Annotated in this window: 25 protein-coding genes; 13 read left to right on the plus strand and 12 right to left on the minus strand. The window is 68.6% G+C overall.

The window, feature by feature from the left end:
• The first annotated feature begins 108 nt into the window (after positions 1-108).
• The 5 genes from LQV39_RS19385 (at position 109) to LQV39_RS19405 (ending at position 2,847) form a co-directional block, all read left to right on the plus strand.
• Entirely contained in the window at positions 109-450 is a 342-nt protein-coding gene (locus tag LQV39_RS19385; protein WP_230027778.1) for a DUF6152 family protein, read from the plus strand.
• Positions 450-959, plus strand: a complete 510-nt coding sequence (locus LQV39_RS19390) for a DUF6644 family protein (RefSeq protein WP_230027779.1) — start codon at positions 450-452, stop codon at positions 957-959. The genes LQV39_RS19385 and LQV39_RS19390 overlap by 1 nt, the downstream gene beginning before the upstream one ends.
• A gap of 100 nt (positions 960-1,059) precedes the next feature.
• Positions 1,060-1,491 (plus strand): DoxX family protein, encoded by a 432-nt coding sequence (locus tag LQV39_RS19395; RefSeq protein WP_230027780.1) that lies wholly within the window; start codon positions 1,060-1,062, stop codon positions 1,489-1,491.
• Positions 1,492-1,533: 42 nt separating this feature from the next.
• Entirely contained in the window at positions 1,534-1,917 is a 384-nt protein-coding gene (locus tag LQV39_RS19400) for an OsmC family protein (RefSeq protein ID WP_230027781.1), read from the plus strand.
• Positions 1,918-2,847, plus strand: coding sequence for a pirin family protein (locus LQV39_RS19405; protein WP_230027782.1), 930 nt, complete (start codon positions 1,918-1,920; stop codon positions 2,845-2,847).
• On the opposite strand, the gene LQV39_RS19410 is transcribed toward LQV39_RS19405, so the two are convergent.
• Complete coding sequence (locus LQV39_RS19410; RefSeq protein WP_230027783.1) at positions 2,838-4,730, minus strand: bifunctional diguanylate cyclase/phosphodiesterase; 1,893 nt, start codon at positions 4,728-4,730, stop codon at positions 2,838-2,840. The genes LQV39_RS19405 and LQV39_RS19410 overlap by 10 nt on opposite strands.
• 167 nt (positions 4,731-4,897) lie before the next feature.
• Here LQV39_RS19410 and LQV39_RS19415 point away from each other — a divergent pair, with 167 nt between their 5' ends.
• Positions 4,898-5,629, plus strand: coding sequence for an SDR family oxidoreductase (locus LQV39_RS19415; RefSeq protein ID WP_230027784.1), 732 nt, complete (start codon positions 4,898-4,900; stop codon positions 5,627-5,629).
• Here LQV39_RS19415 and LQV39_RS19420 read toward each other — a convergent pair.
• Positions 5,626-6,336 carry a glutathione S-transferase N-terminal domain-containing protein gene (locus tag LQV39_RS19420; protein ID WP_230027785.1) on the minus strand — a complete coding sequence of 237 codons (711 nt, stop codon included), beginning with the start codon at positions 6,334-6,336 and terminating at the stop codon, positions 5,626-5,628. The two genes, LQV39_RS19415 and LQV39_RS19420, sit on opposite strands and share 4 nt — an antisense overlap.
• A gap of 78 nt (positions 6,337-6,414) precedes the next feature.
• Here LQV39_RS19420 and tssF point away from each other — a divergent pair, with 78 nt between their 5' ends.
• The 5 genes from tssF (at position 6,415) to LQV39_RS19445 (ending at position 12,968) form a co-directional block, all read left to right on the plus strand.
• Entirely contained in the window at positions 6,415-8,265 is a 1,851-nt protein-coding gene (tssF, locus tag LQV39_RS19425) for a type VI secretion system baseplate subunit TssF (protein ID WP_230027786.1), read from the plus strand.
• A complete protein-coding gene (gene tssG, locus LQV39_RS19430; protein ID WP_230027787.1) occupies positions 8,229-9,314 on the plus strand; it encodes a type VI secretion system baseplate subunit TssG in 1,086 nt (361 codons plus the stop codon). Before tssF ends, tssG begins: the two co-directional genes overlap by 37 nt.
• A 51-nt stretch (positions 9,315-9,365) precedes the next feature.
• Positions 9,366-11,804 carry a heavy metal translocating P-type ATPase gene (locus tag LQV39_RS19435; protein ID WP_230027788.1) on the plus strand — a complete coding sequence of 813 codons (2,439 nt, stop codon included), beginning with the start codon at positions 9,366-9,368 and terminating at the stop codon, positions 11,802-11,804.
• 80 nt (positions 11,805-11,884) lie between these two features.
• Positions 11,885-12,238 carry an H-NS family nucleoid-associated regulatory protein gene (locus LQV39_RS19440; protein WP_230027789.1) on the plus strand — a complete coding sequence of 118 codons (354 nt, stop codon included), beginning with the start codon at positions 11,885-11,887 and terminating at the stop codon, positions 12,236-12,238.
• Positions 12,239-12,290: 52 nt separating this feature from the next.
• On the plus strand, positions 12,291-12,968 hold the full coding sequence (locus LQV39_RS19445) for a DNA-binding protein (protein ID WP_230027790.1): 678 nt from the start codon (positions 12,291-12,293) through the stop codon (positions 12,966-12,968).
• 138 nt (positions 12,969-13,106) lie between these two features.
• Here the strand turns inward: LQV39_RS19445 and LQV39_RS19450 are convergent, their stop codons facing one another.
• From LQV39_RS19450 to LQV39_RS19475, 6 genes are all read right to left on the minus strand, one after another.
• Positions 13,107-13,874 carry a sulfite exporter TauE/SafE family protein gene (locus tag LQV39_RS19450; protein WP_230027791.1) on the minus strand — a complete coding sequence of 256 codons (768 nt, stop codon included), beginning with the start codon at positions 13,872-13,874 and terminating at the stop codon, positions 13,107-13,109.
• 74 nt (positions 13,875-13,948) lie between these two features.
• A complete protein-coding gene (locus LQV39_RS19455) occupies positions 13,949-15,328 on the minus strand; it encodes a multicopper oxidase family protein (RefSeq protein ID WP_230027792.1) in 1,380 nt (459 codons plus the stop codon).
• The gene (locus LQV39_RS19460; RefSeq protein WP_230027793.1) at positions 15,325-16,725 is read right to left on the minus strand and encodes a TolC family protein; all 1,401 of its coding nucleotides are present in this window, start codon (positions 16,723-16,725) and stop codon (positions 15,325-15,327) included. The genes LQV39_RS19455 and LQV39_RS19460 overlap by 4 nt, the downstream gene beginning before the upstream one ends.
• On the minus strand, positions 16,722-17,201 hold the full coding sequence (locus LQV39_RS19465) for a hypothetical protein (RefSeq protein WP_230027794.1): 480 nt from the start codon (positions 17,199-17,201) through the stop codon (positions 16,722-16,724). The genes LQV39_RS19460 and LQV39_RS19465 overlap by 4 nt, the downstream gene beginning before the upstream one ends.
• 61 nt (positions 17,202-17,262) lie before the next feature.
• Positions 17,263-17,658 carry a hypothetical protein gene (locus tag LQV39_RS19470; RefSeq protein ID WP_230027795.1) on the minus strand — a complete coding sequence of 132 codons (396 nt, stop codon included), beginning with the start codon at positions 17,656-17,658 and terminating at the stop codon, positions 17,263-17,265.
• 118 nt (positions 17,659-17,776) lie between these two features.
• Positions 17,777-18,724 carry a cation diffusion facilitator family transporter gene (locus LQV39_RS19475; RefSeq protein WP_230027796.1) on the minus strand — a complete coding sequence of 316 codons (948 nt, stop codon included), beginning with the start codon at positions 18,722-18,724 and terminating at the stop codon, positions 17,777-17,779.
• A gap of 83 nt (positions 18,725-18,807) precedes the next feature.
• On the opposite strand from LQV39_RS19475, the gene LQV39_RS19480 reads away from it, so the two are divergent.
• Positions 18,808-21,486: a GNAT family N-acetyltransferase gene (locus LQV39_RS19480; protein ID WP_230027797.1), complete on the plus strand. Its 2,679-nt coding sequence runs from the start codon at positions 18,808-18,810 to the stop codon at positions 21,484-21,486.
• Positions 21,487-21,504: 18 nt separating this feature from the next.
• Here the strand turns inward: LQV39_RS19480 and LQV39_RS19485 are convergent, their stop codons facing one another.
• Together LQV39_RS19485 and LQV39_RS19490 are read right to left on the minus strand one after the other, a co-directional pair.
• Positions 21,505-22,254 (minus strand): hypothetical protein, encoded by a 750-nt coding sequence (locus LQV39_RS19485; RefSeq protein ID WP_230027798.1) that lies wholly within the window; start codon positions 22,252-22,254, stop codon positions 21,505-21,507.
• A 42-nt stretch (positions 22,255-22,296) separates the two neighbouring features.
• On the minus strand, positions 22,297-23,148 hold the full coding sequence (locus LQV39_RS19490; protein WP_230027799.1) for a LysR family transcriptional regulator: 852 nt from the start codon (positions 23,146-23,148) through the stop codon (positions 22,297-22,299).
• A 91-nt stretch (positions 23,149-23,239) separates the two neighbouring features.
• On the opposite strand from LQV39_RS19490, the gene LQV39_RS19495 reads away from it, so the two are divergent.
• Positions 23,240-24,043, plus strand: a complete 804-nt coding sequence (locus LQV39_RS19495) for an alpha/beta fold hydrolase (protein WP_230027800.1) — start codon at positions 23,240-23,242, stop codon at positions 24,041-24,043.
• Here the strand turns inward: LQV39_RS19495 and LQV39_RS19500 are convergent.
• Positions 24,040-24,639 carry a response regulator transcription factor gene (locus LQV39_RS19500; RefSeq protein ID WP_230027801.1) on the minus strand — a complete coding sequence of 200 codons (600 nt, stop codon included), beginning with the start codon at positions 24,637-24,639 and terminating at the stop codon, positions 24,040-24,042. The two genes, LQV39_RS19495 and LQV39_RS19500, sit on opposite strands and share 4 nt — an antisense overlap.
• Positions 24,640-24,644: 5 nt before the next feature.
• Entirely contained in the window at positions 24,645-26,762 is a 2,118-nt protein-coding gene (locus LQV39_RS19505) for an ATP-binding protein (RefSeq protein ID WP_230027802.1), read from the minus strand.
• Positions 26,763-26,842 lie beyond the last annotated feature (80 nt).

Below are 26,842 nucleotides of genomic sequence, written 5' to 3' on the forward strand. Positions count from 1 at the left end.
GCCACACCGGCCGCGAGGAAAGGGCCTTGATCGCGGCGAAAGGATGGCAGTCGTGCGCCCCCATCCGGCGGCGTAGAATCGCCTCGATCCGATGTCGAAGGAGTCCACATGAAACGCTGGTTCCTGTTCGCCGCCTTCGCCGCGGCCGCCACCGCTTCCGCCCACCACGGCTGGAGCGAATACAACGCCGACAAGCCGCTGCAGCTCAGCGGTACCATCCAGGAAGCGGGCTATGTCCAGCCCCACGGCTGGGTTCGCCTGAAGAGCGGCGGCAAGACCTGGACCGTGGTGCTGGCGCCGCCGGGCCGCATGGAAAGCCGTGGGCTGTCGAAGGAGATGCTGGCGGTCGGCGGCACGGCCAATGTCTACGGTTATCCGCACCGGACCAAGCCCGATGAGATGCGCGCGGAACGCATCACCATCGCCAACAAGACCACCGAGCTGCGCTGATGCTCGTCCCTGGCCACCCGGCCGGCGCGCCGAATGCGGCCGACTGGGCGAACTGGCTGGCCGCGACGCCGCCGGCGCTGGCCATGCGCGCCAACGCCTGGCTGTATCCGGCCGTGGAGATCGCCCACATTGCCGGCTTTGCCGTGCTGGTCGGGGCGGTAGCGATGTTCGACCTGCGCGTGCTCGGCCTGGGGCGCGAGCTGCCGGTACGGGCGCTGGCGCGCCACCTGCTGCCCTGGTCGGCGGGCAGCACGCTGCTGGTGCTGCCCACCGGCCTGCTGCTGTTCGCCGCCGAGGCGCCTGACCTGGCGGCCAACCGCGTCTTCCTGCTGAAACTGGTGCTGATCGCCGTGGCCGGGCTGAATGCGCTGGCCTTTCATGGCGGACCCTACCGCGCGGCGGACCGCTGGCAGGAACGGGCGCCGCCACGGGCGCGGGCCCACGCCGTGCTCTCCTTGCTGCTGTGGCTAGCGGTGATCGCCTGCGGACGTTTGCTGGCTTACGTCTGATCGAAAATTTCGATGATAGACGGTCAAATAACTCGTTTTTCTTCAGTTCTCGGGGCCTACATAATGAACTCCATCGACAACCCAACTGAAGGAGAACATCATGAACACCAGCAAACTCTACCCCGTCGGCCGCGCTCTGCTTGGCGCCCTGTTCGTCGTCTCGGGCATCAACAAGATCCTCGGCTTCTCTTATGTGGCCGGCTGGATGGGCAGCATGGGCCTGCCTTTCGCCAGCCTGCTGTTGGCCGCGACCATCCTACTGGAAGTCGGCGGCGGCCTGGCCCTGATCACCGGCTTCCAGGCGCGCTGGGCCAGCCTCGGCCTGGCCCTGTTCCTGGTGCCGGTCACCCTGATCTTCCACGGCTTCTGGAGCGCCGGCGCGGCCGAGTTCCAGAACCAGTTGAACCACTTCCTGAAAAACGTGGCGATCCTGGGCGCGATGCTGGTGATCTTCGAGGTCGAGCAACAGCGCGAGCGCCAGCGCGTGCAGGCCAAGGCCGGCACCACCATCCTGCGCCCACGCACGGTTTAACAAGCCATCACGTACAATCGTTCAAATAACAGGGAGACCGACATGGAAGTGACGACCCACCGCGGCCAGGGACCGCTGCAACAGGTAATCGAGATCGGGCCGCACCGGCTCCTGACCGACGTGGCGCCGGAATTCGGCGGCGAGGGCAGCGGCCCGGAACCGCACGACCTGCTGGCGGCCGCGCTGGCGGCCTGCACCACGCTGACGGTCAACCTGTACGCCAAACGCAAGGGCTGGCTACTTGACGAGGTGCAGGTCAGTATCAGGCACGGCCAGGAAGGCGCGGCCTACGCCCTGCACCGCAGCATCCGCTACCTCGGCGCCTTGAGCGAAGAAGAAAAGCAGCGCCTGACGGACATCGCCAACAAGTGCCCGGTCCACAAGACCCTGTCCGGGCAGATCCAGATCACCACGGAGGCAGTTTAAATGGAACTCGACCAACACGACGAAGAGAGCATGCTGGAAACCATCGTGGTCCCGCGCACCCATGACCTGGGCGGCGGCTTCGAAGTCCGGCGCGCGCTGCCGCACAAGGACCGCCGCATGGTCGGTCCCTTCGTCTTCCTCGACCAGATGGGGCCCCACGTGTTCAACGCCGGCACCGGCATCGACGTCCGTCCGCACCCGCACATCGGCCTGTCCACCGTGACCTATCTGCTGGAAGGCGAGATCTCGCACCGCGACAGCCTCGGCACCGTGCAGGACATCCGTCCCGGCGCCGTCAACTGGATGACGGCAGGGAAGGGCATCGTCCACTCCGAACGCACCGGTCCGCTGGTGCGCGCCAACGGCTCGACCCTGCACGGCCTGCAATGCTGGGTGGCGCTGCCGAAGGCCAAGGAAGAAAAGGATCCGAGCTTCTCGCACATCGCCGCCGACCGGTTGCCGGTGCTCGAAGGCGAGGGCGCCACGGCCCGCATCATCGCCGGCGAATACTTCGGCAAGCGCGCCCCGGTGCCGGTCGAGTCGCCGATGTTCTACGTCGACCTGGCGCTGCAGCCGGGCGCGCGCCTGCCCATGCCGGCCGAGTACGGCGAGCAGGCGATCTATGTGGTGGAAGGCACGCTGGACCTCGGCCGCGACGGCAGCTTCGGTCCCGGCCAGCTGCTGGTGCTGAAGCCCGGCGCGGCCGTCACCCTGGCCGCCGCGAATGGAAAAGGCGCCCGTGTGATGCTGCTGGGCGGCGAGCCGATGGACGGCCCGCGTTACCTGACATGGAATTTCGTCTCCAGCTCGGCCGAGCGCATCGAGCAGGCCAAGGAAGACTGGCGTGAGATGCGCTTCCCGAAAGTGCCGGGCGAGACCGAGTTCATCCCGCTGCCGGATACGCTGGGGCGGCCGGTGCGCTACCCCTGATCCGAGGGCGCCTGCGGCGCGGCATGTTCGCGCAGGTAGCCGGCGCAGTCCTCGGGACTCAGCGGTTTGCTGTAATAATAGCCCTGGATCTGGTCGCAGCCGGCCGCGCGCAGGCCTTCCAGCTGCTCCTGCAACTCGACGCCCTCGGCGATCACCTCTAGCCGCAGGCCGTGGGCCATGGCGATGATGGCCTTCACCATCGCCATCGATTCGGCGCTCTGGTGCATGTCCTGCACGAAGGAGCGGTCGATCTTGAGCTTGTCGACCGGCAGCCGCTTCAGGTAGCTGAGGCTGGAGTAGCCAGTGCCGAAATCGTCGATGCTGATGGTGCAGCCGAGTTCGCGCAGACTTGCCATCAGGCCGGCGCTGCGCTCGGGGCATTGCACCGACATGCTTTCGGTGAGCTCCAGTTCGAGGTCGCCCGGCGCCAGCCCGGCGTCGCGCACCACGGCGGCCACGCAGCCGACGATGTCGGTGCGGTGGAACTGGCGGGCCGACAGGTTGACGGCCACCGGCACCGTCGGCACGCCGTCGGCGCGCCAGGCGCGGCACTGGTCGACGGCGCTTTTCAGCACCCATTCGCCGATCTCGACGATCAGCCCGGCCTCCTCGGCCACCGGAATGAACTCCACCGGCGAAACCACGCCATGCTGCGGGTGGCGCCAGCGCAGCAGCACTTCCAGCCCGGCCACCGAGCCGTCCTTCAGCGCGATCTTCGGCTGGTACATCAGGAACAGCTCCTTGTGGTCGAGCGCGGCGCGCAGCTGGCTTTCCATGGTCAGCTTGCGGTTGAAGGCAGCCTTCAGCTCCTCGGAGAAGTGCTGGATCTGGCCGCCGCCCATCAGTTTGGCGCGGCGGGAGGCCATGGCGGCGTTGTTCATCAGGACGTCGGCGTTGTCGCCGTCCTGCGGGTAGATCGCATAGCCGATGCTGCAGGTGAGCGGGATCGCGCCGCCGCCCGGGTTCTTGAACTCGCGGTGCACCGCCTGCATGATCTGGCGCAGGCGGTCGCGCGCCACGCTGTCGTCGCCGAGGCCGGGCAGCAGCACCACGAATTCGTCGTTGCCGGCCCGCGCCAGCAGGTCTTCCGGCCGCAGCACGCCCTGCAGGCTCCAGGTGATCGAGACCAGGGCCTGGTCGCCGGCATGGTGGCCGAGGGCTTCGTTCAGGCGCTTGAACTTGTCGAGGTTGATCGAGGCGACGAGGGTCGGCGTGTCCCGCCTGCGCCATTCCTCGATGCCGGCGCCGATGGTGCGCACCAGCGCCTGGCGGTTCGACAGCCCGGTCAGCTGGTCGTGGTTCAGCAGGAACTCGACCTGGCCGGCGGCCGCGCTCAGCTCCGGGTTGGCGGCGTCCAGCAGCACGTGCGAGTACAGGGCCTGGGCCGCGGTGGCCAGCTGGCGGTGGTGGATCAGCTGTTCGACCATGCGCGCGAGGTCGCGCAGCAGGTCGAGTTCCTCGGCGCCCAGCTGGCGCGGCTCGGTATCGAGCACGCAGAGGGTGCCGAGCGCCATGCGGTCGACCGAGTACAGGGGAACACCGGCGTAGAAGCGGATATGCGGCTCGCCGGTCACCAGGGGGTTGTCGTGAAAACGGGGATCCTGGGTGGCGTCGCCGACCACCAGCGGATCGTGCTTGAGGATCGCGTGGCCGCAAAAGGAGATGTCGCGCGCAGTCTCGGCGGCCTCCAGGCCGCAGCGCGACTTGAACCACTGGACATCCTTGTCGACCAGCGAGACCAGGGCGGTGGGCGCGTTCAGCAGGCGTGCGGCCATGCGCGTGATGCGGTCGAAGGCTTCCTCGGGAGGACTACCGAGCAGGCGGGTGGCGTGCAGGGCGGTCAGGCGGCGTGCTTCGTCGACGGGAATATCAGGAATTTTCATGCTCCTCCTTGCGGTGAATCCGGCGGTGCGATGACCGATTCTGCCATGGCGGAGCGAACTGGAGCAGAGGCAAGGGTGCGACGGCAGCACGTTTGACTTTATCGTGCGCGCCTGCTTGCGATAACATGCATGTCGATGCCCTGCGCGGCAATGGGATGGAGAAGGACATGAAAGCGATCGTAACCGGCCATACCAAGGGCCTGGGCGCTGCCCTGGCCCGTAACCTGCTGGCGCGCGGGGTGCCGGTGCTGGGCCTGGCCCGCACCCGTTCCGACGGACTGGCGCAATCCTGGCCCGAGCTGTTCGAGGAGGTCGAACTGGACCTGGCGGACGGTCCGGCGCTGATCGACTGGCTAGGCGGGAACGCCCTGACCGACTACCTGGACGGGACCGGCGCCGTTCTTCTGCTCAACAATGCGGGCATGGTGGCCCCGGTCGGCCCCCTCGAGGAGCAGGACCCGCGGGCGGTGCTGCGCGCCGTGACCCTGAACGTGGCGGCGCCGATGGCGCTGGCGGCCGCCGTGGTACGCGCCAGCGACGGCGGCTTGACGCGCATCCTGCACATCTCCAGCGGCGCCGGGCGCCATCCGTACCCCGGCTGGAGCGTCTATTGCGCCACCAAGGCAGCACTCGACCACCATGCGCGCGCCGTGGTGCTGGACGGCGGCCAGGACGTGCAGATCTGCAGCCTGGCTCCGGGCACCATCGACACCGGCATGCAGGCCGAGATCCGCGCCACGCCGGAAGAGAATTTCCCGCTGCGCCAGCGCTTCGTCGACCTGAAGGAAACCGGCAGCCTGGTCGACCCGGACGAATGCGCCGAGCAGCTGGTCGACTACCTGCTCGGCAAGTCCTTCGGGGATGAGGTGGTGGCCGACCTGCGGACTCTGGGAGCTTAAGGCGCCGGGGCCGGGGGGATCTGCAATCCTCGCGCGACAGCCGGCCGCGCCACGAAGGCCTGCACCACGCGCGTCACGTTCCTGAAATCCTGGTAGCCCACCAGCTCGCCCGCGCCATAGAAGCCGACCAGGTTGTTCACCCAGGGGAAGGTAGCGATGTCCGCGATCGTGTACTCATCGCCCATGATCCAGCTGCGGCCTTCCAGGTGCCTGTCCAGCACCGCCAGCAGGCGCTTCGACTCGGCCACGTAGCGGTCGCGCGGGCGCTTGTCCTCGTAGTCCTTGCCGGCGAACTTGTGGAAGAAACCGAGTTGGCCGAACATCGGCCCCAGGCCGCCCATCTGGAACATCAGCCACTGGATGGTCTGGTAGCGCAGCGCCGGGTCGCTTGGGAGCAGCTTGCCGGTCTTCTCGGCGAGGTAGAGCAGGATCGCGCCCGATTCCCACAGCGGCAGCGGCTGGCCGCCGGGGCCGTCCGGGTCGATGATGGCCGGGATCTTGTTGTTCGGGTTCAGCGACAGAAACTCGGGCGAGAGCTGGTCGTTCGTGCCGAAATCGACGCGGTGCACCTCGTAGGGCAGGCCGGTTTCTTCCAGCATGATCGCGGCCTTGACGCCGTTCGGCGTGGGCAGCGAATACAGTTGCAGGCGCTCGGGATGCTGCGCGGGCCACTTGCGGGTGATAGGAAAATTGCTCAGGTCAGCCATGCTTGTTCCCCCTTGGGTAAATGGTCCATGTTGATTGTACTCAAGATACGTTTGCAGCGTGGATGGGACTATCTTTGGATGGACGAGCTACTGCGCTACTACGAGGAAGAGTTGGGCCTGTTCGGACAGTTCGCGCGCGAATTCCGCGCCCGTTATCCGAAGCCGGCCAGCGAGCTGCACCTGGCCGGCGAGACCTACGAAGACCCGAGCGTGGCGCGGCTGATCCAGTCGGTGGCCCTGATGAGCGCCAGGGTCCGCAAGCGCCTAGACGACGACTACCCGAAGTTCACCGAATCGCTGCTGGAAAGCCTGTACCCGCACTATCTGCGGCCCATGCCTTCGCACACCATCGTGCAGGTGGGCGGCCACGGCGACGCCGAACTGCCGGACGCCCCCGTACTGATGCCGCGCGGGACCATGCTGCGGACCAGCGCCCGCCACGACAGCGTGATCCTGTTCCGCACCGTCTACGACGTGCTGCTGGCGCCGCTGCGCGTGGCCGGGCTGCAGTTCGCCGCGCTGGCGAGTAGCCCGCGCTCGCTGCGCCTGCCGCGCGGCGCCGGGAGCAGCATCGGCATCAGCATCGACACGCCCGGCCCGCGGCCGCTGGCCGAGGTGCTGCCGGCGCGTCTGCGCCTGTTCGTCGACGGCGAAGCCTCCATGCGCGCGGCCCTGATCGACGCGATCTTCCTGCGCGGCGCCTGTGCTTACGTCCAGGCCGGGGACGAGGCGGCCTGGCTGCCGCTGCCAGACTTTCCGCTGGCGTTGGCCGGCTTCGGGGAAGACGATGCGATGATCCCGTTCCCGGCGCGCGCCCATCCGGCCTTGCGCCTGCTGAGCGAGTACTTCTGCTATCCCGAGAAATTCCACTTCATCGACCTCGACACGGCGGCCCTGCGCGCGCTGCTGCCGCCGCGCTGCACCAGCTTCACCCTGCACGTGGTGCTGAACGGCTTGCCCGTCGACTCGGACCCGGCGCGCCTGCTGGGCGGGCTCAAGCCGGGCAACCTGCTGACGTCCTGCACTCCGGTCATCAACCTGTTCCCGAAAGCCGGCGCGCCGCTGCAGCTGTCCTATACCAGCGCCGACTATCCGCTGCTGGCCGACGGCGCGCACGCGGCAGACTATGAGATCCACAGCGTCGACGCCGTGCGCCTGGTGCGTGAAGGGCAGGGATCGAGCAGCGTCACCCGCTTCGTGCCCCTGTATGCCGCGAACGGCGCTGCGGACGGCGGCGAAGCACGGGAAGGCAATCACTACTGGATCACGCGGCGCGACCATGCGGTGGCGGCCGTCAGCCCTGGGCACGAGATGCGCATCGCCCTGATCGACGCCGACTTCCGCACCACCGACAGCGCCGGCGCGACTTTGTCGACCACGCTGACCTGCACCAACCGCGACCTGCCGGCCCAGCTGCGCTACGGCGACCCGCATGGCGACCTGCGCACCGACGAGCTGTCCGGCGTGGCGCCGATCCGCATGCTGCGCAAACCCAGCCCCAGCTACCGCTTCGGCAGCGCGCGCGGCGCGCACTGGCGCCTGATCACCCATCTGTCGCTCAGCCATACCAGCCTGACCATGGCCGGCCTCGACGACTTCCGCAAGATGCTGGCGCTGTACGACCTGCCGCACTCGCCGGCGGCGCAGCGCCTGATCGCCGGCATCCGGGGCCTGGAGCACGGCGCGGTGCGGGCCTGGGTACGGACCGCGCCGGTCTCGACCCTGATGCCGGGCATAGCCATCCGTCTGACGGTGGACGAGGAAGCCTTTGCCGGCGGCAGCCTGTTCGTGTTCGCGCGGGTGCTCGACCATTATTTTGCGCTGAACGGACAGCTCAACTGTTTTACGCGGCTGCAGGTCGTGTCGCGCCAGACCGGCCAGGAACTCCTTGCATGCGAACCCCGCTACAGCAGCCGGCCGCTGGGCTGATAGACCGGCTGCTGGCCGAGCCGCAGCGCTTCGAATTCTTCCAGGCGGTGCGGCTGCTGCTGCTGTGGCTGGGCGAGCAGGGCGTGCCGCCGCGGCGCGCGCTGGAACGCCACCTGCGCTTCCGTAACAGCCTGGCGCTGGGCTTCCCGGCCGGCCAGGTCGAGGCGATCGCACCCTCCCTCGCGCTCGACGGGCTGCCGCCGCAATTCCACCTGACCCCCACCTTCATGGGTCTGCTGGGCGCCCACGGTGCGCTGCCCGGACACGTGACCGAGCGCATCGCCGCCTGGGAAGCGGGGCAGCCGGACGATGAACTGGCCGACGCGCCGCGCGCCTTCCTCGACATCTTCACCACGCGCATGCTGGCCCTGTTCTACGGCGCCTGGCGCAAGTACCGGGTCGAGCATTCGGTGACGGGCGCCGACGGCAGCGACGCTTTTCTGCCGCTGCTGCTGGCGCTCGCCGGCTTCAGTCCGGGCTCGCCGCATGAGGCGGTCGACGATGCCACGCTGGCGCGCTATGTCGGGGTGCTCAGGCAGCGCCCGGCGTCCGCCGTGGTGCTGGCGCGGGTGCTGTCGCACCATTTCGGCGTGCCGATTGCGTTGGAAGAGGGGATCGGCTTCTGGGATGCGCTGTCACGGGAAGAGCAGTCCCGGCTCGGCGGCGCGGCAGCGAATCCCGGCGCGATCCTCGGCCAGGCAGCGGTGCTGGGCGAGCGCTGCTGGCGTCCGGACCTGCGCGTGCGCGTGCGCATCGGGCCGCTGCGCCGCGCCCAGTTCGAGCGCTTCCTGCCGCACGCGGACGGGGCGCGCGCCCTGCGCACCATGCTCGGCCTGTTCGCCGCGCCAACCCTCAGCTACGAAGTGGTGCTGGTGCTGGCGCGCAGCGAACTGCGGCCCGTGCGCCTGGCCGCCGGCCCGCAGCGGCTCGGCCGCGACAGCTTCCTGATCACCGCGGCGGCGGCCGGCGACCGCGCCGACATGGTCTACGACCTGCGGCCCATGCCGCCGCTGGCGCCCCCCTCGGCACCGTTCGAAGCGGACGCTTGACCTTCCCACCGTGGGAAGGATTATCCTGTCGTTGACTGACAGGAGTAATCGATGAATACCAAGGATTCCGCCGCCGGGCTGCAGCTCGCGGTACAAGGCATGACCTGCGCGTCCTGCGTGACGCGCGTCGAAAAGGCGTTGAAGAAGGTCCCAGGCGTGACCGACGCCAGCGTCAACCTGGCCACCGAGCAGGCGACCGTGCACGGCCCGGCGCTGGACGCGGCCGCCATCGTCGCCGCGGTGGTGCAGGCCGGCTACGAGGCGGCGCCGGTGCAGCGAGGGGAGCCGCGCGCCGCGCCGCGCTCGTCCGCGCTGCCTTCGTGGTGGCCGGTGGCCACCGCCGCCATCTTCAGCCTGCCGCTGGTGCTGCCGATGTTCGGCCAGCTGTTCGGCACGGATGCCGCCCACGGCATGATGCTGCCGGGCTGGATCCAGCTGCTGCTGGCGACCCCGGTCCAGTTCTGGCTGGGCGCGCGCTTCTACCGCGCCGGCTGGAAGGCGCTGCGCGCCGGCTCGGGCAACATGGACCTGCTGGTGGCGATCGGCACCTCGGCGGCCTACGCCCTGTCGGTATATCAGCTGTTTAGCGCGCCGGCCGGTCACCGGCTGCCGCACCTGTATTTCGAATCCTCGGCAGTGGTCATCACCCTGGTCCTGCTCGGGAAGTGGCTGGAAGGCCGCGCGAAGCACCAGACCGTGGCAGCGATCCGCGCCCTCGAATCCCTGCGGCCCGACAGCGCCCTGGTGCGGCGCGACGGCCGCGATATCGAGCTGGCGCTGGCCGACCTGCGCAGCGGCGACCTGATGGTGGTGCGGCCGGGCGAGCGCGTACCTGCCGATGGTCGTGTCCTCGAAGGCAGCAGCCACCTGGACGAATCCCTGCTGACCGGCGAAAGCCTGCCGGTGGCGCGCGGCGCCGGCGAGCCTGTGCTGGGCGGCGCGGTGAATGGCGAGGGCCTGTTGCTGGTGGAAGCTACCAAGGTTGGCGCGGACACCATGCTGGCCCATATCATCCGCATGGTCGAGGATGCGCAGGCGGTCAAGGCGCCGATCCAGCGCCTGGTCGACCGCGTGAGCGCCGTGTTCGTGCCGGCGGTGCTGCTGATCTCCGTGATCACGCTGCTCGGCTGGGGCCTGGCCACCGGCGACTGGCAGCAAGCCTTGCTGAACGCGGTGGCGGTGCAGGTGATCGCATGTCCCTGCGCGCTGGGCCTGGCGACGCCGACCGGCATCATGGTCGGCACCGGCGTCGCCGCGCGCCACGGCATCCTAATCAAGGACGCGGAAGCGCTGGAGACGGCGCACGCGCTGCGCACAGTCGTCTTCGACAAGACCGGCACGCTCACCGAAGGCAAGCCGCGCGTGGTGGCGCACGAGGGCGGCGAGTCGCTGTTGCCGCTGGCCTGGGCCGTGCAGCAGTACAGCGAGCACCCGCTGGCCAAGGCGGTGGCGCAGGCGGCGCAGGAACGCGGCCTGTCACAGCCGCCGGCCGCGCGCGATGCCGCCGCCTTGCCGGGCCGCGGCGTGCGGGCGCGGGTCGGAACCGCGAACGTGTATCTTGGTAACCGCCGCCTGATGCGGGAGATCGGCACAACGGCGGACGCCTGGGAAGACGCCGCGCGCCGGCACGAACGCGATGGACGCACCGTGTCCTGGCTGGCCGTGGAAGAGGGCGGCGCACTTCGCGTCGAGGGCCTGCTGGCCTTCGGCGACCGCCTGAAGCCGACCAGCGCGGCGGCGGTGGCGCGCCTGCAAGCGATGGGCGTCGAAACCGTCATGCTGACCGGCGACAACCCCGGCGCGGCGGCGCTGGTGGCGCGCGAACTGGGCCTGCAGCGCTACCTGGCCGAGGTCCTCCCGGCCGACAAGGCCGCCGCCGTGCGCGAACGGATGGCGGACGCCGGCGCGGGCAAGGTGGCGATGGTCGGCGACGGCATCAACGACGCCCCGGCCCTGGCCGCGGCCGACGTCGGCATCGCCATGGCCGGCGGCACCGACGTCGCCATGCACACGGCCGGCATCACGTTGATGCGCGGCGATCCGCAACTGGTGGCGGACGCCATTGCGATATCTTCGGCGACCTACCGCAAGATCCGCCAGAACCTGGGCTGGGCCTTCGTCTACAACGTGGTCGGCATCCCGGTCGCGGCGCTGGGCCTGCTCAATCCCGTGCTGGCCGGCGCGGCGATGGCGCTCAGTTCCGTGAGCGTGGTGACGAATGCGCTGCTGCTGCGGCGCTGGACGCCGGCCTCTTTTTCAACCCCTGTTTCAAACGAAGGAGTAAGGACGATGTATGAATTGACCGTGGAAGACATGACTTGCAAACACTGCGTGGGCCGCGTGACCAAGGCGGTGCAGGAGATCGACCAGCAGGCGAAAGTCGATATCGACCTGCCGACCAGGAAGGTCAAAATTGACAGTGCGGCCGACCTGGACAGGATCGCGAAGGCGATCGACGCGGCCGGCTATCCGGTCAGTGCGCGCGCCTGACCGGTGCGGCAGCAATTCTCCACTCATGTAGAATCGCCAAGAATGCCAAATAAACAATCCGAAACTTGAAAGGCGCGCACATGGCAAAGACCGACCTGTCGAACTACAACCTCGCCGAGCTCAAGGGCCTGCAATTCGATATCGAGAAGGAGATCAAGTCCCGCCAGCAGGACGAGGTCAAGAAGGCGCGCGAGCAGATCCTCGCGATTGCCCAGGACATGGGGGTGCCGGTGTCGGCGCTGCTGTCCGGCGAAGGCGGCGGCAGGAAGGGCGGCGCCAAGAAGGGCGCGAATGGCCAAACGGGCCAGGCAGGCCAGGCGCGTTTCCGCAACCCGGCCGACGAGTCGCAGACCTGGACCGGCCGCGGGCGCCAGCCGAAGTGGATCGCCGAGGGGCTCACGAAAGGCAAGTCGCTCGACGACTTCCGGATATGAGTGAGGCGTGCGTGGCGTATGATACGGCCTTCGACAAACGGGTAGCCCATCCATGAATTTCGAAGACGTAGCGGCGGCGGCCAGCAAGCTGCAGGACGGCGGTACGCCGGTAAGCATCGATTCGGTGCGCGACGCCCTCGGCGGCGGTTCGGCCGCCGCCATTTCGCGCCATCTGGCGCAGTGGCGCGCCGAACACGAGACCCCGCCCGAGCCGCCAAAGGCCGAGCTGCCGCCGAACCTGGTCGCCGAGCTGGCGCGCTGGGCCCAGCAATTCGCCGAGGAAGCCGGCACCGGCACGCGTGCGGCGCTGGCGCGGCACGAGGAAGAGCTGGAAGCGCTGCGCGAAGCCGGCGATGCGCTGGAGGGCGAGCGCGATGCGGTGCAGGCGCAGCTCGACGAGGCCAGTGCGGCGCGCGACGAGGCGCTGGCCAGCCTGGCCGAGCGCGACGAGGAGATCGAGCGCCTCAACGCCGAGCTGCGTAACGCCAGGCAGGTGGCGATGGATGCCCTGGTCGGCAAGGCCAAGGACCAGCTGGCGATCGAGGGCAAGGATGCCCAGCTGGCGGACTTGCGGACCCAGGTCGAGAAAGGCGTGACGCAGAATGCGACGCTGTCGGACGCGCGGCTGGCGGCCGAGATGGAACTGGTCGGCGCCAGGACGGCGCGCGACAGCCTGGAAGCCGAGAACGCGGACCTGCGCAAGCAGATCGCGGCCCTGCGCAAGCGCTAGGCGCCGCACGGGCGCCGGCGGCCGCGGTCTCGCCGCTGTCGGCCGAGTACAGGAAGAACTTCGCGGCGATGCTTGCCAGGATCGCCAGCGTGCCTATCGTTGCTGCCAGTGCCTCGAGCATGGCTACCTCGCATGGACTCAGTGTTGCAATAGCGTGGGCGCGTACGTCTTCAGGAAGAATACCAGTGTGATGCAGGCGGTGGCGCATAGCGTCAACGCGCGGATCACGTTCGCCGGCGCGCGCTTGCCGAGGTGCGCGCCGCCGTAGCCGCCGATGACGGCGCCCGCCAGCATGGCCAGGGTTTCCGGCCAGCGCACCGCGCCGGCCACGATGAAGGCCAGCACCGCCACCGCGTTCGCCGCGCTGACCAGCAAGGTGCGCGGCGCGTTCAGTCGTTTTATATCGCTGTTGTCCAGCAGCCCCCACACCGCGATCATCATGATCCCGACCGCGCCGCCGAAATAGCCGCCGTAGATCCCAAGCCCGAACTGCACCGCCAGCACCGCATGGGCGTGGATGTGCCAGCGTGCGCGCAGCGCCTCGCCGATGCGCCGGCCGAAGGCGAGCGCCAGGGAGGCCACCAGCAGCAGCCAGGGCAGCACGAAGGTAAAGGCCGCCGACGAGGTCCGCAGCAGCAGGAGGGCGCCCACCAGGCCGCCGCACAGGGTGGCCGCCAGCAGGGCGCGCATCGGCACGGCGCCGACGGAGCTGGCGCCGTCGCGGTAGGCCCAGGCGCTGGCCAGCCCGCCCGGGAACAGGGCCACCGTGCTGGAAGTGTTCGCCTGTACCGGAGGCACGCCGGCCGCGATCAGCGCCGGCAGGCTGACGAAGGAACCGCCACCGGCCAGCGCATTCATCGCCCCGGCCACCATTCCTGCAGAAAAGGTCATGATCATCGCATTCATGTGCCGATCATAGGGGCCGGGTGCCTTGTCCGCAATCCGGCAATTCCGGCCCCAGCCTTCGGATATGCCGAAGGCTAATGCCCGCCGTGGCCGCCGCCGCGCTTGACCGTGGCCACCGGCTCCCCGGGCGCCGCCGCCGTCGCCGGGGCGCGGACCAGCTCCGGCGTCGCGCCGGCCCACGCCTGAGCCACCGTGCCCTGCGGGTGCCTGTACCAGCCCGGATCGCGGAAATCGCCGCGCGCCAGGCCTTCGCGCACCTTGATCATCGTGAACATGCCGCCCATTTCGATCTCGCCGAAGGGGCCTTTGCCGTCCATCATTGGCAGGGTGTTTTCGGGCAGGGGCATGCGCATGCCGCCCATGGAGCCGCCTTTTTCGCCCATCACCATGTAGCCGGGCACCAGGTCGTTGATCTTCCTGGCCACGCCGCTGTGGTCGACGCCGATCAGGTTCGGCACGCCGTGGCCCATCGCATTCATCGTGTGGTGGGATTTGTGGCAATGGAAGGCCCAGTCGCCCGGCGCGTCGGCGATGAATTCGATGGCCCGCATCTGGCCCACGCCGATGTCGACGGTGACTTCCGGCCAGCGCGCGGCGGGCGGGATCCAGCCGCCGTCGGTGCCCGTGATCTCGAAGCGGTGGCCGTGGATGTGGAAGGGGTGGTTGGTCATCGACAGGTTGCCGATGCGGATGCGCACGCGGTCGTCTTTCCTCACCACCATCGGGTCCGTGCCGGGGAAGGCGCGGCTGTTGATGGTCCAGATATTCTGTTCCAGCATCGTGTTGACGTTCGGCGTGTAGCTGCCCGGATCGATGTCGTAGGCGTTCAGCAGGAACACGAAGTCGCGGTCCACCGCATGCTGGCGCGGGTCCTTCGGGTGGGTCACCCAGGAACCCATCATGCCCATGCCGATCTGCGCCATCTCGTCGGCGTGCGGGTGGTACATGAAGGTGCCGGCGTAGCGCGCGACGAACTCGTACACATAAGTCTTGCCAGGTTCGATGCGCGGCTGCGTCAGGCCCGCCACGCCGTCCATCCCGTTCGGCAGCAACTGGCCGTGCCAGTGGACGCTGGTCGCTTCCGGCAGTTTATTCGTGACGAAGATGCGCACGCGGTCGCCCTCGACCACCTCGATGGTCGGACCTGGACTCTGGCCGTTGTAGCCCCACAAATTCGCCTTCATGCCGGGCGCGATCTCGCGCACCACGGGCTCGGCGACCAGGTGGAATTCCTTGACGCCGTCCTTCATGCGCCAGGGCAGGGTCCAGCCGTTCAAGGTGACGACCGGGTTGTAGGGGCGGCCGTTCGGCGGCACCAGCGGCGGCGCGGTGCCGGCCGAGCTCTGGACCGGGGCTTCGGGGATGGCGGCGGCGGCCGCCTTGCCGACCAGCGAGGCGCCAAGCATGGCGGCGCCCGCACCGGCTCCGGTGATGAAATTCCTGCGCGATGTCATTCTGCGTGTTCCTTGTGTTCCTTGCGTTCCTGGTCCTGGTGCCTGCCGTGTTGCGCGCCGAGGCGCACGCCGAGCGCCGCCTCCAGCTGCGCATGCGCGGTCCAGAATTCCTTCAATGCCTCGATGTAGCCGGATACCGCGCCGGCCTGCTCGCGCGAATCGGCGAGCAGTTCCTGGGTCGACATCAGCATGCCGTTATAGCGCAGCAGGACCTCCTTCGAGATCCGCTTGCGCAGCGGGATGATGCGGTCGCGGTAGTGGGCGGCCAGGTCGTAGGCCGAGCGGTAATCGAGATAGCTTTCGCGCGCCTCGCTGCGCGCCGTCACGGCTGCCTGGGCCACGCGCTGCACGGCCTGCATGTAGACGCCCTCGGCCCGCGCGACCCGCGCGCCGCCCCAGTCGAACAGGGGCAGTTCCAGCGTGAGCTCGTAGCCGCGCGCGCTCGGCGCACCGGTCGTGGTCTCGTTCACGTAGCCGAGATCGAGCACGTTGACGAAGCGCGTCGTCTTCGTCAGCCCCAGATTCGCGGCGGTGGCTTGCGCATCCAGCTTCGCGGCCTGCACGTCGAGGCGCTGTTCGATGGCGATGCGTTCGATGTCCCGCAATTGCGCCGGCGAGGCAGGCAGCTCGGGCAGGTGCCCGGGCAGGCTGTATTGCGCATCCTTGCCCCACAGGCCGAGCAGGCGCGTGAGCTTCTCGCGCGCGGCCACGGCCTGCTTGCCGGCGCGGGCCAGCGCGGCCTGGGTTTCAAGGTGATAGAGCTGTTCGCGCGACAGGTCGAGCTGGCTCATGTTGCCGGTCTTCGCCATGCGTCCGGCCAGTTCGGCGCTGGCCTCGGCGGCGGCGTCCACCTGGCGCGCGTAGTCCTGCGCCTGTCCGGCCGCCACCGCATCGACCCAGGCCAGGCGGGTGTCGCGCGCATGCTGCTCGATCTCGCGCGCGACTTCCAGTTTGACCTGCTCGAAGCGCCGGGCCTCGAGGCGGGACGCCAGCGGCAGTGTCAGCAACTGCACCAGGTTCATGGTGAAGGTGCGCTCGATGGCGAGGTCGCCGGCGTTCGATAAATGCTTGTAGGCGAGCACCGGATTCGGCAGCCGCCCGGCCTGGGCCAGGTCGGCCCGGGCGATGCCTACCTTCCAGTAGCTGGCCTGCAGGCCAGGGTTGGCCAGCACCGCGACCTTGACGGCATCGTCCATGCCCAGCGGCTGCGCCAGCGTGGCTTCTACCTGCCGCGCCAGTTCGCCCGCGGCGGCATCGTCGCGTGCGAGGCGGGGTTCGGCGCCGATGCGTTCGCGTGCGCTGGCGGCGACAGAAGAGAAGCCGCCATCCGGCGCCGCCGTCGTGCAGCCGGCCAGCACGGCCAGCGCCAGCGGCGCGCCCAGCGTCTTCAGCTTCATGGCGCCTCCTTGGCCTTTTTCATCTTGTCCTTGCAGCAGCAGGACTCGCAACCGGCGCCGCAGCAGGACATCTTGTCCTGGCCCGACTTGTCGCTGGACATGCATTGCATCCCCTTGTCCTTGTCGCCGCCGGGCGCGCACATGGCCGGGCTGTCCTTCTTGTCCATGTTCATGCCCTGCATGGCCGCGTGATCGTGCATGGCGTGGCCCGCATGCGGATCGGCGGCCTGGCTGGCCATCGGTTTCATGGTCAGCGCCATCGAGTTGGTGGCGGCGACGGTCTGGTTGCTCTTGACCCAGCTGGCGTCGGGCGTCGACGCAGGCGCGGCCTCGGCAGGCTTGGCCAGGGGAGACTGGTAGCTGGTGGCGGGTACGGATGCTTGTGGATCGGCCGCTTGCTGGGCGTGGACGTGAACGCTGGACACGGCCAGCAGCAGGCAGGCGGCGGCGCGCGCCAATGGGTATTGGATCTTCATGGATTCCTCTTTGAATCAAGCGTGATGTCAGCCGTCAGCCGGAAGGCGACGGCGCGCGGTATCAGGCGAGGAGGGTGCTGGGAGGCCGTTCGGGCAGGACGGGATCGACGCTGGGCAGATGCCCGGCGCGGAAGGGAATCGGGGTGGTGGAAGGCGGCGCAAGCGCCAGTCCAGCAGGCAGGCTGGAAGCCATCGCCGCGCCGACGCAGCAGGCGGCGCAGGCGCCGCACTTGCCCTTGTCGTGCTGGCCGGCGTCACCATCGTGCATGGAAGAAGCCTTGGCAATGTGATCCTTCGCCATCTGCTGGTGGCAGGGCGGCAGTTCCGTAGCCGGCGCCGCGTGTGCAGCCAGCGATGCGTTCACGACGCGCGGCAGCATGCTTGCCGAAGCGAATGCCTGGAAGGGCAGCGCCAGCATCAGGAAGCAGACCACGAGCGATCGGAGGATGGATTTCACGGCTTCATTCTAGCACGCGTGACAAGCCGGCTGGCGTGACGCGGCCATGGCCGTGATAGCATTATTCCAAGCATCGCCATCGTCCACGGAGGCATACAAGATGAGTCCAGCGGCCTTGTCAGGCCATCGCCGAGCGCAGTGCGCCCGATTCGAAATAGATTTGCTTGATCGAGGGGTAGAGCGCCGCCACCGATTTCTCGAGCCGGTCGATCACGTCCTCCACCTCGTCGATGCGCATGCCCCGACGGAACTTGACGGCGGCCGTCAACAGTACCTCGTCTGGGCCCAGTTGCATGCTTTGCAGGTTGCCGACTTCCTGGATGTCCGGGTCGCGCTCGAACACGCTGCGTACTTTTCGAATGGCCTCGGGGCTGATGCTTTCGCCGACCAGCAGGTCGCCGGTTTCCCGCGCCAGCGTAAAGGCGGCGCCCACCAGCAGCAGGCCGATCAAGATCGACGCGACCGGATCGATGTAGGGGTTGTCGAGTGCATGGCCGATGGCGATCCCGAGTCCGGCGATGAGCAGGCCGATCAGCGCAGCCGAGTCTTCGATGAACACGGTAAACACCGACGCATCCTTGCTGGCGCGCATGGTCTGCCAGAGCGAGGCGCCCGGCTTTCGTCGTTCGTTGAGCGTTTTGCGGGAGAGGTTCCAGCTATAGCCTTCGAACAGGGCGGAAACACCCAGCACGACATAGTTCCACCTAGGGTCGGTCAGGGGTTCGGGATGTCGCAATGCTTCATAGCCATGGTAGATCGAGAGGCCACCGCCAAGCGAAAAGACGGACATTGCCACGATCAGGGCCCAGAAATACATTTCCTTGCCGTAGCCGAAAGGATGCTTGGCGTCGGCCGGCTTGGCGCTGTTGTGCTCTCCGAGCAGGAGCAGCAATTCGTTGCCGGTATCCACCGCCGAGTGGATGCCCTCGGCCATCATGGCGGCGCTGCCCGTGATGGCGGCGACGATGAATTTGCTGACGGCGATGCCGAGATTGGCGACGATGGCCGCATAGATCACCTTCAGCGAGCCGCTTTTCTTTTCCTCCTGGTCCTGCCCGGTCGTCATGTCCTGGTCCTGTGCCTTGTTTTCTGTTGGGACCAGTGTAGCCAATTCGACACCATCGGCTTGCACGGCTGGGGGAGCCCGGCATGAGCGTCCGTAACCTGCGCCAGCTGTTCGCGCCCAGGTCCGTGGCCCTGGTCGGCGCCACCGAACGCCCGGGCAGCGTCGGCGCCACCATGCTGCGCAACCTGCGCGAAGGCGGTTTCAAGGGCCAGGTGTATCCGGTCAACCCGAAGTACGACAGCATCGGCGGCCTGCGCGCCTGGCCCGACGTCGCCAGCCTGCCGGCGGCGCCGGAACTCGCGATCATCTGTACCCCGCCGCACACCGTACCCGGCATCGTGCGCGCGCTCGGCGAACTGGGCACCCGCGCCGCCATCGTGATGAGCGCCGGCGTCGCCACCGGCCGCGACGCGCGCGGGCGCAGCCTGAAGCAGGCGATGCTGGATGCGGCCAATCCCTATTTGCTGCGCATCCTCGGCGCCAACAGCGCGGGCCTGCTGGCGCCGGGTGTCAAGCTGAACGCCAGCATTGCCGCGGGCGGGGCCACGCCGGGGCGGATCGCCTTCGTGTCGGAATCGGGTGCGCTGATGACCGGGGTGCTGGACTGGGCGCGCACGCGCGGCATCGGCTTTTCCAGCTTCGTCTCGCTGGGCGAATCCGCCGACGTGGACTTCGGCGATGTGCTCGACTACCTGGCCAGCGACGGCGGCACCAGCGCCATCCTGCTGCACGTCGAGAGCCTGCGCTATGCGCGCAAGTTCATGTCCGCGGCGCGGGCGGCGGCGCGCAGCAAGCCGACCCTGGTGCTGAAGGCCGGCCGTTCGCTGGAAGCTGCCACCGCCGGCGCCTGCCTGTCCGGCGTGCTGGCGACCCCGGACGACGTCTACGACGCCGCGATCCGGCGCGCTGGCATGCTGCGCGTGTACACCACCGAGCAGTTGTTCGCGGCGGTCGAAACCCTGGCGCGCGCCAAGCCCCTGTACGGCGAGCGCCTCGCCATCCTCGGCAACGGCGCCGGGCCGGTGGTGCTGGCGCTGGACGCGCTGCAGTACGGCGGCGGCCATGCGGCCGTGCTGCAGGAGGACACCGTGCGAAAACTGCGCGACATGGTGCCGGAATGGCGCGGCGACGGTCCGCTCAACCTGCGCGGCGACGCCCCGCCCGAGCGCTACCACGACGTCATCGAAGTCCTGCTGCAGGATTCCGGCGCCAACGCCGTGCTGATGATCCACGCGCCGAACGCGGTGGTGGACCCGGCTGACGTGGCGCGCGCGGTGGCGCCGCTGGCCAAGGCGTCGTCCCGCAATGTGCTGGGCTGCTGGCTGGGCGTGCAGTCGGTGCTGGAGGCGCGCACCATTGCCGCGGATGCCGGCATGCCGGCCTACCGCACGCCCGAAGATGCCGTGAATGGCTTCCTGCAGATCGTGCATTATCGCGAGAGCCAGAGCCTGCTGATGCAGGTGCCGGCCTCGGTCGGCGACGGCGAGCCTGACAGGGAGAAGGCGCGGCGCCTGGTGCGCGAGGCGCTGGCGAAGGGCCGCTACATGCTGGCCGACCCGGACACCAAGGCCATCCTCGAAGCCTACGGCATCCCGGTGGTGCCGACCCGCGCCGCCGCCACGCCCGAGGACGCGGTGCGCGCGGCCGGCGAGATCGGCTATCCGGTGGCGGTGAAAATCCTGTCGCCGGATGTGGCGCAGAAGAGCGACGTCGGCGGCGTCACGCTTGACCTCGACAACGCGGAAGCGGTGCTGGCCGCGGCCGAGCGCATGCGCCGCCGCCTGGCCGAGCTGCAGCCGGGCGCGCGCCTGGAAGGCTTCATCGTGCAGGCGATGGCGCGGAATCCCGAAGCCCACGAGCTGATCGCGGGCGCCGCCACCGACCCCGTGTTCGGACCGGTGATCCTGTTCGGCCAGGGCGGCCTCGCGGTCGAAGCAGCGGCCGACCACGCGGTGGCGCTGCCGCCGCTGAACACGGTGCTGGCGCAGGAACTGGTAGCGCGTACCCGTGTTGCGCGCCTGCTCGAGGGCTACCGCAATCACCCGAAGGCGGACATGGCCGCGATCGAGGCGGTGCTGGTGCAGGTCTCGCGCCTCGTCGCCGACGTGCCGGAGATCGTCGAACTGGACATCAACCCGCTGCTGGCCGACAGCCGCGGCGCCGTGGTGCTGGACGCGCGCATGCGCATCGCCATGGCCGACCGCTCGGGCTCCACGCTGGACCGGCTGGCGATCCGTCCCTATCCGGCCGAGCTGGAAGAGGTGCTGCCCTGGGCCGAAGGCACAGTGCTGCTGCGCCCGATCCGCCCCGAGGACGGCCCGGCCCACGTCGCCTTCTTCAATGCCCTCACGCCGGACGACGTCCGCTACCGCATGTTCGTGCGCGTGCGCGAGCTGCAGCCGGCCCAGCTGGCGCGCTTCACGCAGATCGACTACGACCGCGAGATGGCCTTCATCGCCACCCGCCCCGGACCGGACGGCCATGACGAAACACTGGGCGTGGGCCGGGTAGTGGCGGACCCGGACAATATCAGCGCGGAGTTCGCGGTGACGGTGCGCTCGGACCTGAAGGGCAAAGGCCTGGGCCGCCTGCTGATGGACAAGCTGATCGCCTACTGCCGCGCGCGCGGCACCCGCGAGATCGTCGGCGAGGCGCTGCCGCAAAACGCGCCGGTGATCGGACTGGTGAAGAAACTGGGCTTTACGGTGGGGCCGCTGGACGAAGATGAGGGCGTGCGCAAGTTCTGGCTGAGCTTGCGCTGAGCGCGGCGGTGCCCGGACTCAGCGTGCCTGCGCCCGCGCCGCATCCACGCGCCTGAACAAATCCGCGTTCAGCTTGCGCGAGTGCCCCGGCATGTGCTTGCGGGTGCGCTCGATCTCCTGCAGTTCCGGCTCGGCGATGTGCGGCTTGCCGTTGGCGAGCGCCCAGATGGCCAGTTCGGCGCGCGCTTCCAGGCTGCCCGAGCGCTGGGCCGCGGCGGCGAACTGCGAGCCGGCTTCGTCCTGGCGGCCGGCCGCGGCGTAGGCCTGGCCGAGCAGGATGCCGACCTGCTCGGGGCGGAAGCCCGGCTGCTCGGCGGCCAGCGATTCCAGCAGCGCGATCGTGCCCGCCGTGTTGCCGCTGGCCAGGCGCGCGCGGGCGGCACCCAGGCGCAGTTCGGCATCGCGTGCGAAGGGCCCCTGCAGGCAGGCTTCGTATTGTTCGGCGGCCTTGGCGGCCTGGCCGGTTTCCAGCAGGGCCTTCGCCAGGCGCATCTGGTTGTGCGCGGTCGGCGTCAGCTCGAAGGCGCGCTGCGCGTCGCGCACTTCGCGGCCCGGGTCCAGGGTGGCCTGCAGCGCACGGCCGGCCTTGGCCGCCGACTGGTCGAAGCGCGAGGCGGGCAGGAACACGGCGAAGAAGTAGACGATGCTGCCCAGCAGCGGGAAGATGAAGAGCACGAGCAGCCAGTACATTTCGCGTCCGGTACGCACGACGTGGATCGCGAAGAAGATGGCGACGAGGATGTGGAGGCCGATTCCGAAGATTTGCATGACGATAACTTGCTGGATGACAATTTCGATAGCATAGCCGATTCAGCGCCGCAGTTCGGACATGATTTTCTCGGCCAGGAAATCGCATGGCGGTCTTTTGGATTTGCTGCTGCGCGCCAGGATCACTTCCAGCGGGTCGATGTCCGGCAAGCCCTGGGCCTGGCCGAGCAGGCTCAGATGGCCGGGCACCGCGCAGCGCGCCAGCGGCGCCACCGCCAGTCCCGCCTCGACCATGCTAAGCAGGCCCATGAGGCTGGGGCTCTCATAGGAGGTCCGGTAGGGGATCTTCGCCCGTTCCAGGCTGCGGATCGCGTTTTCGCGCGCCACGCTTCCGGGCAGGAAGACCGCGATCGGCAGCGGGCGCTCCTTCCAGATCGCCTGGGCGCTCGGATTCGAGGCCCACACCATCGGCTCGAAGCGGACGAATTCCCCGCTCAGCCCTTTTACGCGCGTCGCGCACACCAGGTCCACCGAGCCGTCCTTCACCATCGGCGCCAGCGCCACGCTGGGCAGGCCGACCACCTGGATCTCGACCTTCGGGTAGGTCGCGGAAAACTTCTTCAGGATCCCCGGCAGCAGCGACGAGGCATAGTCGTCGGGCACGCCGATGACGACGCGGCCGGTGATGTCAGGCCGCACCACCGCGGCCCAGGCCTCGTCGCGCAGGGCCAGCATGCGCCGCGCGAAGCTCAGGAGGACTTCGCCGTCCTGGGTCGGCGTCACGCTGCGCGGCTTGCGCACGAACAGCGGCTTGCCGAGCGCCGTCTCGAGCGTCTTGATCTGCATGCTCACCGCCGACTGCGAGCGATGCACGACTTCCGCCGCGCGGCTGATGTTGCCGGTGTCGGCCACGGCGACGATCATGGCCAGCACGTCCAGGTCGAGTGCTTTCATGCGGTATCAGATAATCGAATAGGTACGATCAATATTATGCGATTTTCTTAGTCTCGTGTGTCGGGCATAGTAGCGTCAAAGGAGCAACACCATGAACGCACGCGTCAACATCCACATGCCCCATGTCGCCACCGGCGCCGGCGAACCGCTGCTGTTCGTGCACGGTTCGCTATGCGACTACCGCTACTGGAACAGCCAGACTGCCGTTCTGGCCAAGCAGTTCAAGTGCATTTCGGTCAGCCTCAGCCACTACTGGCCGGCCGCCGATGCGTTCGCGCAGGGCGCATTCGGCTGGCAGGCGCACGCCGACGAACTCGCCGGCTTCATCGCGGCGATGCATCTCGGCCCGGTGCATCTGGTGGGTCACTCGCGCGGCGGCTGCGTCGCCTTCCACCTGGCGCGCCAGTATCCGCAGCTGGTCAAGACGCTGACGCTCGCCGATCCGGGCGGCCCGCTGCAGATCGAGGGCACGCCACCGGCGGCGCTCCCACCGGCCACCGAACGCCTGCGCGCGGAGGTTGCGGACCTCATTGCGCAGGGGGACATCGAGGCCGGACTGGAAATGTTCGTCGACTCGGTCAGCATGCCGGGCATCTGGCGCCGCAGCTCGTCCCAGTTCCGCACGATGGCGGCCGACAACGCGGCCACGCTGCCGAAGCAGTTCCGCGATCCCTTGCCCGCCTATACCCGCAGCGATGCGGCCGAAATCCAGTGCAGGACCCTGCTGATCGCGGGCGAACGCAGCCCGCGCATGTACCGCAACAACGTCGACCGGCTGGCGGAGTGGATCCCGCAGGCGGAAAAGCAGACCATCGCCGGGGCCTCGCACGGCATGAACGTCACGCATCCTGCGTCGTTCAACCGTCTGATCCAGAATTTCGTGGGCGCTCTCTAGTCCAGCCAGGGATGGGCCGCCAGCCAGCGGCCCAGTTCATTGTCGTTGGCGCACTGCAGCTTGCTGAAGATGTTGGCGCGGTGGGTTTCCACCGAGCGCGGGCCGCAGGGCGGCACCAGGATGCGCGCGATCTCCTTGTTCGGCTGCCCGAGTCCCACCAGGCGCGCCACTTCGCGCTCGCGCGGCGTCAGCTCGGCCCACAGGCGCAGCGCCTGGGCACGGGCTCTGGCCTGGGCGATGGCGGCCGGCAGCTTGTCGAGCAGCTGCTCGGTGTCCGGCTTTTCGACCCAGTCCCAGGCGCCGCGCCGCACCGCTTCCAGCGCGGTCGGGATGTCGCCGTGCGCGGACAGGAACAGGGTCACCAGCGGGCTGTGCTCGGCCAGCAGGCGTTCGAACACGGCCAGGCCGCTCATCCCTCCCATGCGCAAATCGAGGATCACGCAGCCGGGCTGGCGCATGTCGACGGCGTCGAGGAAGGCTTCGCCGGACTCGAAGGCCTGCACTGCCAGGCCCTGCGAAAACAGCAGCAGGAGCAGCGAACGGCGCAGGGCTTCATCGTCGTCGACGACGTACAGGGTCAGTGGCAGGTCTTTCATTGTGCTCATGGTAGCGCAGGCAGCGTGAAGGAAAAGGCGGCGCCGCGGCCGATGCGGTTTTCGACGCTCATGAAACCGCCGTGGGCTTCGACGATGGTGCGGCAGATGTTGAGTCCCAGGCCCAGGCCGTCGGGCCGGGTGGTGAAGAAGGGCGCGAACACCTGCTCGAGCTGCTCGGGCGGAATGCCCGGGCCGTGATCGGCGACGGTGACGCGCAATCCCTCCTCGGCGCGCCGGGTGTCCAGCTCGATGACGCGGCGCCCGGCCTGGTCCTGCATCGCGTGCATGGCATTGTGGATCAGGTTGACGAGGACCTGCTCGAGCAGCACCCGGTCGCCGCGCAGCGGCGCGTCCGCGCCTTCCAGCATCAGGCGCAGCGTGACGCCGTGCGCTTGCAGCTCCGGCTTCAGCAAGGTCTCGACATGGGTGACGACGCTGTCCATGGTCAGGCTTTCGTAATGGGCCCGTTGCGGGTTGATGAAGGCGCGCACCCGCTTGACGATTTCGCTGGCGCGCTTGGCCTGCTCGACGATCTCGTCCAGCGCCCCGGGCAGCATGTCCGCGGATCCGCGCGCGGCCAGCGCCCGCGCCGCCACGGCGAAGTTCGACAGCGCCATCAGCGGCTGGTTCAGCTCGTGCGCCAGCGTGGAGGCCATCTCGCCGACGCTCGCCAGGCGCGCGCTGCGCTGCAGCCGTAGTTCCTGGTCGCGCTGCCGGGCCTCGGCCTGCTTCTGCGCGGTGATGTCGACCACGGAGCTCATCCAGCCGCGGTGCACGCCCTGGGCGTCGACCAGCGGCGCCGCGTAGACCATGGTGACCACGTCGTGTCCGTCCTTGTGGCGGATCCGCGATTCGAAGCCGTGCGGCGCGGCCCGTCCCTGCAGGGCGTCGTCGCTTTCACGGGCCTGCTTTTCGAGGTCGTCCGGGTGCCAGTAGGGGTAGGGAGGCCGGCGGCCCAGCAGTTCCTCGGCGCTGTAGCCGACCATCGCGCACAGGGCCGGGTTCACGTAGATGATCTTGCCTTCCGGGTCGCGGGCGCGCATGCCCACCAGTAGCGAGTCTTCCATCGCCTTGCGGAAGGCGTGGGCTTCCTGCAGGTCGCGGGTGCGTTCTTCCACCCGGTGCTCGAGTTCGAGGCGCGCCGTGCGCTGTTCGACGAAACGCTTTTCGCGCAGGCGCCAGTACAGCACGCCGAGCAGCAGCAGCGCCACCGCCAGCGCGCTGAGCGCGAGCGCGGCCTGGCGCGCCTGCAGCACTTCCTTCATGTCGGTGGTGACGGTCAGGGTCCAGCCCAGCTCCGGCAAGGGCGTGTCGAGCGCCAGCAGCTTCATGCGGCGCCCATCCACCTCGGTGCGCACGACATAGCCCGGCGTATCGCTGCGCGGCTCGATCTGCCATGGCAGGACCTCGAACCGGCTGCGGCTGCCATACTGGCCGTGCTCGGCCACCCAGCGCGCATCCACGGCGGGCACGGGACGGATCGCGCGGAACAGCCAGGCCGGCACGGCGCTCAGGAACACGATCCCACGGCTGTCCCGCAGCAGCACCGGATCGGGTCCGCGCATCCAGGCCGCCTGCAAGGGCTCCAGGCTGATCTTGACCACCATCACGCCGATGATCGCGCCTTGCACGCGCACCGGTTCCGCGATGAACAGGCCGGACTGGCCGGTGGTGAGCCCGAGCCCGTAGAACAGGCCGCGCCGGCCCTGCAGGGCGTCTTCGAAATAGGGCCGCTGGCGGTAGGACTGGCCGACGAAGCTGGACGGCAGGTTCCAGTTGCTGGCGGCCAGGGTCAAACCCTGCCGGTCGACCAGGTAGAGCGCGGCGGCGCCGGTGGTCGACTGCAGGTCGGCAAAGTAGTCGTTGACGCGCGCCTGTAGAAGCGCGTCGCGCGGCGTGCGCAGCAGCTGCTGCACGTCCGGGTGGCGTGCGGCGGCGTGCGGCAGGAAGTTGTGCTTCTCGACGATGCCGCGCAGGCCGAGCGCGTTCGCCGCGGCGGCCTGGCGCAGGGCCTCGGTCCTGGACTGCAGCTCGCGCTGCTCGGCCAGGTTCCCGGCGACCGCGATCAGGACCAGCGCGAGCGCGGCGCCCAGGAGCTTGCGCCAATGATGTGTGATGAACATCGGCAGACGATAACAGCTGCAGCGTCGATTGAGAACCGCTCTCCGTAGTTTTACGGAGGAGGGTGCGACGAGATTGCGGA

The organism is Massilia sp. Bi118, assembly GCF_918697865.1.
Lineage (GTDB): Bacteria > Pseudomonadota > Gammaproteobacteria > Burkholderiales > Burkholderiaceae_D > Telluria.